Source organism: Microcystis sp. M083S1 (assembly GCF_020246405.1).
In the GTDB taxonomy this organism is placed as follows: Bacteria; Cyanobacteriota; Cyanobacteriia; order Cyanobacteriales; family Microcystaceae; genus Microcystis; species Microcystis aeruginosa_C.
The window spans coordinates 1-11,800 of the sequence record NZ_JADBTB010000079.1; the positions used below are offsets into that span (position 1 = coordinate 1).

Sequence of the window (11,800 nt, forward strand, 5' to 3'; positions counted from 1 at the left end):
GGAGTGATCAGGGGGAAATTCAGCTACTTTTTCCCTGAAAATTAGGTAATTGACCCCCTCAAAATCGGTAAAACCCCACACCCCACACCCTACACCCTACACCCTGCCCCTAGGAAAAACTTTTTCAGCAGACCCTAATTAAGCAGCAAATCCGACATACCGCACCACAATACCTCACGGAAAAGGATTTTAATTCTTCTACCGACTCAGCAATATTAATATTAAGGACTCCACTCATTGCCTTTTTACTGCATAAACTGTACCTTTACTAAGTAGGAGACACTTTTTGAAAAATGGTATAATATTTAAGCTTTAAGTATAGAGGAAAAGTTCAAAATGGGTATTGAAGACGACGACAGCAAAAAACTTGAACAACAAAAACTAGAACAGCTAGAGATGGGGGCTAACCCATCCCCAAACTAGAAAATTATGCTATTCTTTTTTATACATCACCTCCACCACGGTATGTACGTTACCTCTGGGATGAAAATCCCCCTTAATTTTCATCTGCAAGGGTTCGCAAGCGGCCACCAAATCATCTAAAATTTGGTTAATTGCTTCTTCGTGGGAAATATAACGATCGCGATAACTATTAATATAAAGTTTAATCGCCTTTAATTCCATCACCTTTTGATCGGGAACGTAGCTAAGATAAATAGTGGCAAAATCGGGATAACCAGAAAAGGGACACTTACAGGTATATTCCGGCAGAGTGATCTGAATATCGTAATTTCTGCCAGGACGTGGATTGGGGAAAGTAATTAATGTTCCTTCGGCAATTTCTCTTTCCCCGTACTTAACTTCAATTTTTTCGGAAGACTGAACCATGTTTTTTCCCAACTAGACAATGTTTCCTATCATAGCTGGAATATTCTCTGAAGAGGCGTTGCCGAATCAACAGATGAATAGTAAGTAGCTGGTTATAATTAAATTAAAAATGGATTTTAGGTTCGATCCCCCCTGCCCCCCTTGATAAGGGGGGTGCCGATCCCCCCTTAGTCCCCCCTTAATAAGGGGGGTGTCTGACAACTTTTAACGCCTACCTACTTAACTCCTGCATCCTCTTGACAAATTAGCTTAGTCCTAGGTTGAAAGAATGCCGAGAAGACAGTTGAGACTGAAAATCAGCCAAGTCGAATTTTCAGGTAAAAAATGCTCTATGATTAACCCTAAAGATACTCTAAAACTGGTTTCATGCTCTCCGAGATTAAAAACATAGCCGAGAGTCTCGCACCCCGATTAGTGGAGATTCGCCGCCACATTCACGCGAATCCAGAGTTAAGCGGGCAAGAATATCAAACTGCCGCCTATATTGCCGGGGTTTTGTCTTCCTGTGGTCTATCGGTGCAGGAAGCGGTGGGAAAAACGGGAGTTAAGGGAGAATTGGCAGGAAAAGGCAGTGATCGAAGGATTTTAGCCATCCGCGCCGATATGGATGCCCTACCGATCCAAGAAAAGACGGATTTAGACTTTGCTTCCCGCAAACCGGGGATTATGCACGCCTGCGGTCACGATGTTCATGCTACCGTCGGTTTAGGGGTGGCGATGGTGCTTTCCCGTCTTTCGGAACCTTTGGGGGGAAAAATACGCTTTCTCTTTCAACCAGCAGAGGAAATCGCCCAGGGGGCCAGTTGGATGATCCGGGAGGGGGTGATGCGGGATGTCAGCGCCGTTTTCGGGCTGCACGTTTTCCCCTCGATTCCAGCCCGATCGATCGGGGTTCGTTACGGGGCCTTAACTGCGGCTGCCGACGATCTGGAGATCTTTATTCAAGGGGAATCGGGCCACGGGGCCCGGCCCCACGAGGCGATCGATGCTATCTGGATCGCCTCCCAAGTAATCACCACTTTGCAACAGGCAATTAGTCGGACTCAGAACCCTTTGCGTCCCATCGTCCTCACCATCGGGCAGATTAGCGGTGGTCGCGCCCCCAACGTCATCGCCGATCAGGTACGCATGGCAGGAACAGTGCGATCGCTGCACCCAGAAACCCACGCCCATCTCCCGGAATGGATCGAGAGTTTGGTCACGAATGTCTGCAGCACATATAACGCAAAATGTCAAGTAAAATATCGCCGGGGTGTGCCATCGGTGCAAAATGACCAATTTTTAACCCGTTTGGTGGAAGAAGCTGGTTTAGAAGCTTGGGGACAGGATCGGGTTTTAATTCTCTCGGAACCCTCCATGGGGGCCGAGGATTTTTCCCTTTATTTGCAACAGGCCCCGGGGACAATGTTCCGTCTGGGAGTGGGTTCTCCTCACCTCCTCAATCCCCCCCTTCACCATCCGGAATTTTTAGTGGATGAGTCGGCAATTCTGACGGGAGTGATTACTTTAGCCTACGCGGCCTATAAATATTGGCAAAGGGAAGATTAAACCGGTTTTTCAAGATAATTTTATGGAAATTTGGGAAGATTTAGCTATTATAGCTTGGACGGAATTGCTGCTGGATAATTATGAACGATTAATCGGGCGATCGCTTTTGCCCCGGATCGGTACTGGCAAAGAACAGAGTAAAATGCTCTTTTATGCCCCTTTTGTGCTAGTTTCCCACGGTACACAAACTAATCCGATCTTCAATTATGGTAATCGCTGCGCCCTCGATCTCTGGGGTTTAACTTGGCAAGAATTATTAACAACTCCTTCGCGAGCGACGGTAGAGGGAGAGGAAATAAAAATTGAGGAAAGACAAAAAATGCTGGATTTAGTCAAAAAACAGGGCTATATCAACGATTATCACGGGGTAAGGATCACGAAAAACGGTCAACTATTTCGCATTGAAAAAGCGATCGTTTGGAATATCATCGATCGTGATGGCATTTACTGCGGACAGGCTGCCACTTTTGCCGATTGGATTTTTCTCTGATTTATCGCCCCAATATGACCAACTCAGACCGAATTATTGTTCCCCTCGATGTGCCGGATTTAGAATCAGCGATCGCACTGCTCGATCTGTTGCCGGAAGTCAATTTTTGGAAAGTGGGACTAGAATTATTTGTCAGTAGCGGTGCAGAAATTCTAGGGATTCTGCAAGAAAGACAAAAAAAGAGCTTTCTCGATCTAAAATTTCATGATATTCCCAATACGGTCGCCGGGGCCTGTCGTTCCGCCAGTCGCTATCAAGTGGATTTACTCACCCTGCACGCTACGGCCGGACGGCAAGCGCTGAGGGCGGCTAAGGAGGCAATCTCTGACCTGCTATCCCCGCCAAAACTTCTCGCTATCACCGTTTTAACCAGCCTTAACGCCCGCGAATTAGCCCTCGACCTCAAAATTCCCCTAGAACTATCGGAATATGCCTTAAATCTGGCATTATTGGGCAAAGAATCGGGAATTGATGGGGCGGTTTGTTCTCCCCAAGAAGTGGCGCAATTGCGTCGCGTCTGTGGAGAGGATTTTCTCTTAGTTTGTCCCGGAGTTCGTCCCTCCTGGTCAAGTAAAGGGGATCAAAGTCGGGTGATGACTCCGGCCCAAGCGATTAAAGCTGGGGCTGATTATCTAGTAATTGGACGACCGATCACCGGTGCGGAGGAGCCAAAGGTAGCATGGGCAAAAATTTGTCAAGAATTAGCCGACATTTAGCTGTATTACTGGTTATTTTCGGGATTAACTTCCCAGCAGTTAGTCGTCCTCTTTCTAGCTGTCCGGAGGATTTAAATCTTTTAGTCGATCGCCTCTTGTCAGATTTACCCGGTTATGCTAATCGAGTTATTACCCGTTCCCAAATCGACCAAAAATTATCTACACCGGTTTTTGTGATTATTGCCGGTCGTCCCGAATTTGCACCCCTACCTTTAACTGCTAGTCAATATTCCGGTCAAATTGCCGATGACACTCAACAGGTTTTTTTTACGACTTTAGAGCGTCAGTATAGCAAAAATCGCTCTGTCAGCCTCCAGAATTATCACTGGTTATTTTTAACTAAAACTGGGGAAGGATGGCGATTAGTGACGGTTTACAGTCAATTAGCTTCCCTTGAACCCGCTCAAGTCCCCTTACCTCCCCTAGAAACCAGCCAAGGCACCATCGGCCAAGCGGTGCGTCTCTGGCTGCGGGACTGCGAAGCGGGGACATTGCGCTAAATTCGCTCGGCCAAAACAAAGCGATCGAAACCTGCTAGGTCGTTAATAATCTGAATTTGTCGATAATTGCCCTGATTTTCCAGCATTTGCGCTACTTTTTCCCCTTGACCGGCTCTCATTTCCACTAGCCAAAGGCCTCCCGATCGCAGATAATCGGGAGCAGTGGCCACTAGATAGCGCAGCGCAGTCAATCCGTCTTCACCTCCATCGAGGGCCAAACGGGGTTCATGTTCCCGCACTTCAATTTGTAAGTCGAGGATTTCTGCACTGGGAATATAGGGGGGATTGGACAGCATACCGCTAATCTGTCCTTTCCACTTCTCTAGGGGTGTCCACCAAGAACCCTGTTTTAAGATAATTCTGTCGGCAAAACCCGTCTTGATGATATTTTCTTTGGCGATCGCTAAAGCCGTTTGACTGTAATCAATAGCATATATCTCTGCTTTTGTCAAGATACTGGCTAAACCAATAGCGATCGCACCGCTACCGGTTCCCAGATCTACCCAGATTCCCCCGTCGTCTCCTCTGACGGTTTCTCCAACAATATCGATTAATAACTCGGTTTCGGGACGAGGAATTAAGACCCCCGGGCAGACTTTTAGAGTAAAATTACGCCAGACCACCGATTCGAGCAAATACTGCAAGGGAACCCTTGCTTGCAGGCGTTTTTGCCAGCGTTTAGTAATTTCCGACCAAGAATAACTCAAGGGGATTTTTTCTCGTTCCCGAAAGGATTGTAAGCGCAGGGAAAGAGTATCTAGATCTGTCACTGCTTGCAGAAAGATATCCACTTCCTTCGGAGATATTTGCGCTTGCTCTAAATCAGCGATCGCCTGTTGGCGCCATTGACTTAATTCTTGACCGGAAATACTAGCAGTCACAAGGCTTAACGATTGGGGGCGGGGGGATTACTGGTATTATTATTAGGGCGTGGCTGATTTGCTGGGGGTTGGTTGGGAGCATTTTGGTTAATATTTGCTCGGATAAAATTAAGCATTTCTTGGCTAGGAAAGAGGATAATTTTAGTAAAAAATTCATCGTTGCTTTGTTGTAGGCTGGAGATGACAGTTTCTAGGGGAACAACATCAATTTTCACCGTGGCCGCTTCTGCGGGATTAGCTTTTTTATATTGTTCTACCATTTGCAAAGCGGTGGCTTTTTCAAAGAAGAAAGGAATAACATCCTGATTATTGGGCCTGATCATCAGAAAACTACCCTCTTTTCCCGCTTTCGGCACAAATAAAGGTACACCACCTTGATATTGTTGACCTCTTTCACTGAGCAGTTTTTTCGCCGATTCTACTTCCGACTCTTTGGGAACAAAATCGACAATTAAACGATTTTGTTCGGTTTGACTGGCTTGCATTTTATAGACCTGTGCCAAAGAAACAGGCTGAACTTTAACTTTACTAGCCACTTCGGGATTCTCTTTTTTCAGTCGTTCAAAAAAGTTCTGTGCGTCCTGCTGACTGATAAAAACTGGCGTGAATTTTTGTTCTTTTTCTACGGCAATTAAGGGGACTCCTTGATCATCAGCAATAGCGAAGACAGGTACAGACTGCAAGGTTTTGACGATTTGTTCTTCCGGTAAAGCGAGTGCTTTAGAATAGCTGCCCAGCAGCGAAGTCAACATTGTCGTCCCTACTAAACCAAGAGTTGCTGTCCAACGAATGAGAGATTTCATCAAAATAATTACCTCGTTATTACTATTAACCAATATTTGCCGTTAATCTGAACTATATCGTCTACTTAACTCCTCCGATTAGGAGTTTTTTGATGAATAACCAGCCGCGAAAGTTCCCTTTATTGGCTGGCTTCTGAACCATCATAGCTAAAAAGATCCATACTTGGTCAGATGTGGTCGCAGCAGCGGCCAGGAAATAGGGGCAATTTATGGGCTGATCTGGGGAATAATAGGAATTAATTAGGGTTTGCTGAAAAAGTTTTTCGTGGGGGCAGGGTGTGGGGTGTGGGGTGTGGGGTGTAGGGTTTTACCGATTTTCATCTGGTCAATTACCTAATTTTCAGGGAAAAAGTACCTGAATTTTCCCCCCGCTCACTCCCAGGTCTGGTACTTTTGGATTGACAAAAAGTCTAAAAGTCTTATCCAGCAAGGTTTTTAGATTTATTCAGCAAGCCCTAATTAGATTTTTTAAGCTATATTTTCAAAAAAATCGCTTTAGCTACGGTTTAAGCTTGCTTTTGCCTTAATAAGCACCAACTTAAGATCAAAAGGCATCCTCTTGTGTGGATCAGTTAGTCAACCGGCTACCCTTTGATCTTGGCGCTGCTAATGATTTTCCGAGAGATGGCGCGGATGGGCGATCGCTAACCGCAGCCATTGATAGGAAACTAGATTTAAAATCAGTCCGATGATCAGTAAAATTGCCATGAGAGCGATTTGATACCAGGCAATCGGTCTGACCAAAAGATCGGCGATCAGATGGGCTAAATTCAAGATAGAATAGAGAATTGTTAGCCAGAAATGGGTTTTTATCAAGGAACGACTTTCACTAAAATTGACCCCGATAATCGCTAACATTGGCAGCAAAAAAAAGAGTAACATTCCCCAGAAAATCGGATCGAGATTGCTGGTTTGATGACTCTCGACGATCGATTGACCATGGAAGAGTGGCATTAACCCTAGTTGCGTGTGAAATAGGGTTCCCAAGAGAAATGTTGTCCAGAGAGCGGCAATTTTTTCGGGATATTTCGCTGTTTTCACGGTAATTATCCTCTTAATCGGTTAATATAAAAGACCGGGCTAGGTGAGAAAGTATTCTTAAATTTTTCCTAATCACTACATTCCGGAAAAAATTGCTGTATTTAAAAGGTCAATTTAAGTCTGAATGGCATCACTATCTGACCCATTAGATGCTAAACTCCCCAGACATTATCTTGCTGTTGAACGTTGTTAGCAACCACGATCGGAACTACTACAAAAAGGACGTTGATTTAGTGCGAATTTTAGTCTAGCCTGAAATCGAGGGTCTTAAAAATAGGGCGAACGAGGGGACTCGAACCCCCGAGTGGTGGAACCACAATCCACTGCCTTAACCACTTGGCTACGCTCGCCGTACACCTTTTCAAGTATAGCACAAGACGAATGGTTGACAAGAGGTTTTTTATCCTAATTCGGGCTATCGTTAGGGTAAGCGAGTGATGATTTGAGAGCTTATGAAATTGGCGCGGTTAGGGGGAATGGTGTTAGGAGTGGTTTTCGGGGGAATTGCGGGGATATTGCTGACAACTAACCCTAATCGTCAAGATTACGAACAATACGCTTCCCAGAGGTTAACTAGCTATCTTAAGGATAATGTCTGCGCTCGGGCGCAAGCTTCCATCGAGGTGCAGGCTCTCTTGCGGGGTTACTGTAAAATGTTGGTGGATACGGGTCATCCTTTTTTACAAGAAGCGATCGCCACTAACACCACTAGAAAGAATTTTCTCATTTTCAGCGTTTATCAAACGGAATTATCGTTCCCTCCCCCTTTACCTAGTTATCACTTCAGCACCGTCGGTTTTTTGAACAAATTATACATCTACGAAGCTTTAGAACTGTAGTCAGACAATTAGAATTTTGGTACTGATTGTATTGTAGTGGTGATAGCTGAAACTTTTGCTAATTGGGCATTGTAGTCAGATAAAGTACCAAACAGCCCCAAGGTGATTCTCAATTTTTCACCCTAACCCAAAAAGTCAAACATTTACGGAAAAAAGCAGACTTTGCCATTCCAAAAGTACAGGAATCGGGATACTGAGAGAGCGGGGATTGTCTAGGGGTAGGGAAAGCTCGATCGCTTCGGTAACGGGTAGCTGTGCTAAGATATCCCGCATCTTGTATTGACCAACGTTAGCTGCGGGTGATTCTTGGGCAAAAGCATCCTCAGCCGCTAAAATTTGCCCTTTAGCAGTGGTTATCGTTAATCTTTCTGGGTGAAGAAACTCAATCCCCTCTGGAAATCCCACCAAGCGCAAACTAATTTCTACCGTTTCCCCATCTTTAACTCGTTTAAATAACACCACCTGCCAAGGACTACCGACATCATCGCGCAAACTATGACGGGATTGATATAACAGCTGCCCCGGTCCTTCTAGCTGTTGTCGAGTTAGAGCTAGTGCGGACAAGGAAAAATCGATTTGAAGGCTAATAAATAGCAAAAAACTGACGAGAACACAAAATAATAATAGAAATCGTTTCATAACTTTATTGACATTAGCTAAAAAATGTGATAAGAGCTTCGGCACTTGAGCTAAATTAACATAATTAGGGTTTGCTGAAAAAGTTTGTTGGTGGGAGCAGGGTGTAGGGTGTAGGGTGTAGGGTGTAGGGTTTTACCGATTTTCAGGTAGTCAATTACCTAATTTTCAGGGGAAAAGTCCAGGAATTTTCCCCCTGAGTACTCCCGGTCTCGGCACTTTTGGATTTCAAAAAGGTCTAAAAGTCTTATCCCACAAGGTTTTTAGATTTATTCAGCCAACCCGAAATAAATCCTCGCTCCGCCATTGCCTTGATTCTCCCTGATAATTATGGGACTTTTTGCCCGTCACCAAAACCTCCGTCAGTGGTTTAAATCCCAACACTTCGGACGTAGCGCCACCGATAGTCGTTATGCTTTACTGGTCGCCTGTTTAATCGGAATTCTCTCCGCCCTTGCCGCTATTATCCTGAAATTGGGCATCGGTTGGTTAGGTGGTTGGCGGGTGCATCTAGTAGCCAATTCCTCTCCTTTCCTAGTTTTGCCCCTCGGCGGTTTTCTGCTTGGTTACAGCGCCGGCTGGATTGTGGAACACTTCTCCCCCGCGGCCGCCGGGGGTGGTATTCCCCAAGTAAAAGCGGCCCTAGCTAAATATCCTTTGCCCCTGTCTTGGCGCGTTGCCGTCGTAAAAATGATCGGGGCGATCCTGATCCTTGGCGGTGGTTTAACCCTTGGTCGTCGGGCCCCCACGGTACACATCGGGGCAGCCCTAGCGGCCCAATTAAGTGTCTGGCTGCCCACCAGTCCCGATCACCGTCGTCAGATGATCGCAGCCGGGGCAGCCGCCGGGTTAGCGGCCGGTTTTACTACTCCCATCGCCGGGGTCCTCTTTGTGATCGAGGAATTAATGCGCGATGTTTCCAGTATGACCCTAGAAACGGCGATCGTGGCTTCCTTTACCGGGGCCGTGGTTTCGATGATGCTGCAGAATACCCCCTCGATCATCACTGAATATGCCAATATTAGCTTCTCTGCCCAAGAAATACCCATTTATTGCCTTTTAGGGGCTTTAGCGGGCTTATTGGGGGCTTTATTCAATCAAGGCATCCTTTTTTGTAGCCAGATGCAGCGGCGTTGGCGGTTATCTTTAGCTTGGCGCATCGGTCTGGTCAGTGGCTTATCGGGAACGGTAGTGGCTTTTTTACCCGACTTTTTCCGAGATAATACGGGTTTACGCGAATTTTTGCTGGCAGGGGAATTAAGTTGGCAGAATACCGCCCTCGCTTTTGTGGTCTATTTTTTCCTGACGATGATCTCCTATAGTTCCGGCGCCCCTGGAGGACTCCTCGCCCCCGCTTTGGTGTTGGGATCCTGCTTGGGGTTTCTGGTGGGGGGAATCGAGACGAAAATTATGGGTTTCGGCAGCGAACCTAGTTATACTTTAGCCGGTATGGGGGCTTTTTTTACGGGAGTAGTCAGGGTTCCAGTAACGGCGATCGTGATTGTCTTTGAACTGCATCGCAATTTTAATATTGTGCTGCCCCTGATGTTGACCTGTGCCGTTTCTTATATCACTGCCGAAAGCATTCACCCCGGTTCCCTCTATCAGCATTTACTTTCCGCTAGTGGTATTATTCTCAACGAAGAAACCCCTTCTAATGATGTGTTGGCCCATCTGTCGGCTATGGATGTGATGCAATCGCAGGTGGAAATTCTGCCGGCGGATTTACCCCTGGGGGAAGTGGTGAAAATTATGTCCCGTTCCCATCATCGCGGTTTTCCCGTGGTGGAACAGGGGCGACTATTGGGGATTTTTACCCAAAGTGATCTGGATAAATGGCGATCAAAAAACAGTCAAACAGTCCTACGGGAGATGATGACTCCCAATCCGATTACGGTGGCTCCCCAGGCAGCCTTAAGCGATGTTTTATTTCTGTTAAATCGCTATCAGCTTTCCCGTTTACCCGTTACCGACGGTCAAAAACTGGTGGGGATCATCACCCGCACCGATATTATCCGGGTGGAAGCTGATCAATTGGGGGGAGTTTGTCAACTGCCCCAACGCAGTACCCCTTCCTATGTGGTTTATCAAACTCGTTCCCCGGCTGTGGGAATAGGCCGGATTTTATTACCTATTGCCAATCCCGACACCGCTACCGCTTTGTTTAAAATTGCTGTTGCCATCGCCCGTGAACGCAATTATGAGATAGATTGTCTCTATGTGATTACTGTGCCTCGTCTTAGTTCTCCGGCGGAAGTCAGGGTGGATACGCGGGAAGGACGCAAATTACTTCATCGTCTAGAAAGATTAGCCCGACAGCAGAATATCTCTGTTCATACACAAATTTCTGTGGCTCAGGATATCGCCGACGGGATTTTAGCCACGATTCGCGAACGACACAGCAATTTATTAATTATGGGTTGGACGGGGGAAAGATCCACTACTGGGGCGATTTTTGGGTTTTTAGTCGATACTTTGATTGCTCAAGCTCCCTGTGAAACCATCTTGGTAAAATTGGGGACAAAGGATTGTTTTCCCAACGATCCTAATCGGGAAAGGATTTGGCTGATTCCCACCGCCGGCGGTCCCAATGCCCAACGCGCCTTAGGATTATTGCCTAGTTTGCTGTCTTTGTCCGAGTCTTCGGATTATCCCAAACTTTGGTTATGTAAAATCTATTCTCCGACGGAGTTACTGCCAGATCTGTCTATTTTGGAAGTTTTACAAGCATCTTTACAGAAAGCGATCGCACAGCCAGTCCTGCCTTTACCGATTCGTTCGGCCTCTCCGGCCGAGGCGGTAATTAATCTGGTAGAATCGGAGGATTGTTCTTTGGTGCTTTTGGGTGCATCTAGGGAAAGTTTGCTCAATCAGTTCTTAAATGGCAATATCCCCTCGACGATTGCCCGTGCCGTTAACTGCACTGTCATTCTCGTGCGAGGGGAATTATCGGAGTAGGTTATTAGCTAGGCGGAAGCTAAAGTTAAACCGAAGGGTACGGTATTGTCAATTTTGGCCCCTTGACTTTCCCCTAGGGAATGGGGGTAGAATATTTCCCCCTCTAGTTGACCATCGGAGTCATCGTCATCCCCATCGCTGATATAAAGGCGTTCACAGGGGATATTATCGGAAAGGATGGCACTGGCCATCATCCCCGTATGAATCTCTAAGAAAGCATCCGCTAGGGTCTCAAATACTAAACGCTGCCCGGGGAAAACCACCCTTTCAAAATACCAGTTAGCAATATTGGTGATGCGAACAATTTGAATATGATTGGTCGCATTGACATAGCAACAAAGAATACTATTTTTCTTGCCGTTGGGGAGGGGATCGAGAATCTGTGCCATAGCAATCGGGGTGATCTTAAAGTGGGTTTGTCATCGCTCCTTCACCGTAACATCCTTTGATCCCCGATAGCTGTAAAGATGATTACATTACTCTGATAAAAATCTACCGATAGCTTTTTCTGGTGATAGAAAGCGGTTTTTATTAAAAAATAATTAAATTTAACTAATGCC

Annotated in this window: 12 protein-coding genes and 1 tRNA gene; 6 read left to right on the top strand and 7 right to left on the bottom strand. The window is 46.0% G+C overall.

The genetic code is table 11. The features are described from left to right. Positions 1-432: 432 nt before the first annotated feature. On the bottom strand, positions 433-828 hold the full coding sequence (gene queF / locus IM450_RS07545; RefSeq protein ID WP_002783291.1) for a preQ(1) synthase: 396 nt from the start codon (positions 826-828) through the stop codon (positions 433-435). 366 nt (positions 829-1,194) lie between these two features. Between queF and IM450_RS07550 the strand changes: the two genes are divergently transcribed. Genes IM450_RS07550 through IM450_RS07565 form a run of 4 tightly spaced genes read left to right on the top strand, consistent with a single transcriptional unit; the run spans position 1,195 to position 4,082 of the window. Beyond that, positions 1,195-2,376: a M20 family metallopeptidase gene (locus IM450_RS07550; RefSeq protein WP_287668497.1), complete on the top strand. Its 1,182-nt coding sequence runs from the start codon at positions 1,195-1,197 to the stop codon at positions 2,374-2,376. 22 nt (positions 2,377-2,398) lie between these two features. Next, entirely contained in the window at positions 2,399-2,866 is a 468-nt protein-coding gene (locus IM450_RS07555) for an MEKHLA domain-containing protein (protein WP_287668500.1), read from the top strand. A 14-nt stretch (positions 2,867-2,880) separates the two neighbouring features. Then, positions 2,881-3,582, top strand: coding sequence for an orotidine-5'-phosphate decarboxylase (pyrF, locus tag IM450_RS07560; RefSeq protein ID WP_287668503.1), 702 nt, complete (start codon positions 2,881-2,883; stop codon positions 3,580-3,582). Then, positions 3,546-4,082, top strand: a complete 537-nt coding sequence (locus tag IM450_RS07565) for a hypothetical protein (RefSeq protein WP_287668505.1) — start codon at positions 3,546-3,548, stop codon at positions 4,080-4,082. The genes pyrF and IM450_RS07565 overlap by 37 nt, the downstream gene beginning before the upstream one ends. Here the strand turns inward: IM450_RS07565 and prmC are convergent. The 4 genes from prmC to IM450_RS07585 all read right to left on the bottom strand — a co-directional run bounded on the left by prmC (position 4,079) and on the right by IM450_RS07585 (position 7,157). Further along, positions 4,079-4,963, bottom strand: coding sequence for a peptide chain release factor N(5)-glutamine methyltransferase (gene prmC / locus IM450_RS07570; protein ID WP_287668508.1), 885 nt, complete (start codon positions 4,961-4,963; stop codon positions 4,079-4,081). The two genes, IM450_RS07565 and prmC, sit on opposite strands and share 4 nt — an antisense overlap. A gap of 5 nt (positions 4,964-4,968) precedes the next feature. Beyond that, positions 4,969-5,766, bottom strand: a complete 798-nt coding sequence (locus tag IM450_RS07575; RefSeq protein ID WP_287668510.1) for a Tic22 family protein — start codon at positions 5,764-5,766, stop codon at positions 4,969-4,971. Positions 5,767-6,372: 606 nt separating this feature from the next. Next, entirely contained in the window at positions 6,373-6,807 is a 435-nt protein-coding gene (locus tag IM450_RS07580) for a hypothetical protein (RefSeq protein WP_287668513.1), read from the bottom strand. Positions 6,808-7,084: 277 nt separating this feature from the next. Then, a tRNA-His gene (locus tag IM450_RS07585) sits at positions 7,085-7,157 on the bottom strand. A gap of 102 nt (positions 7,158-7,259) precedes the next feature. On the opposite strand from IM450_RS07585, the gene IM450_RS07590 reads away from it, so the two are divergent. Further along, positions 7,260-7,646 carry a DUF4359 domain-containing protein gene (locus IM450_RS07590; RefSeq protein ID WP_002800780.1) on the top strand — a complete coding sequence of 129 codons (387 nt, stop codon included), beginning with the start codon at positions 7,260-7,262 and terminating at the stop codon, positions 7,644-7,646. A gap of 135 nt (positions 7,647-7,781) precedes the next feature. On the opposite strand, the gene IM450_RS07595 is transcribed toward IM450_RS07590, so the two are convergent. Further along, positions 7,782-8,285 carry a DUF3122 domain-containing protein gene (locus tag IM450_RS07595; protein ID WP_046660652.1) on the bottom strand — a complete coding sequence of 168 codons (504 nt, stop codon included), beginning with the start codon at positions 8,283-8,285 and terminating at the stop codon, positions 7,782-7,784. A gap of 327 nt (positions 8,286-8,612) precedes the next feature. Here IM450_RS07595 and IM450_RS07600 point away from each other — a divergent pair, with 327 nt between their 5' ends. Continuing rightward, on the top strand, positions 8,613-11,240 hold the full coding sequence (locus IM450_RS07600; RefSeq protein WP_287668517.1) for a chloride channel protein: 2,628 nt from the start codon (positions 8,613-8,615) through the stop codon (positions 11,238-11,240). 8 nt (positions 11,241-11,248) lie between these two features. Here IM450_RS07600 and IM450_RS07605 read toward each other — a convergent pair whose 3' ends face one another. Continuing rightward, complete coding sequence (locus tag IM450_RS07605; RefSeq protein ID WP_002733612.1) at positions 11,249-11,629, bottom strand: DUF1830 domain-containing protein; 381 nt, start codon at positions 11,627-11,629, stop codon at positions 11,249-11,251. Between the last annotated feature and the right edge of the window lie 171 nt (positions 11,630-11,800).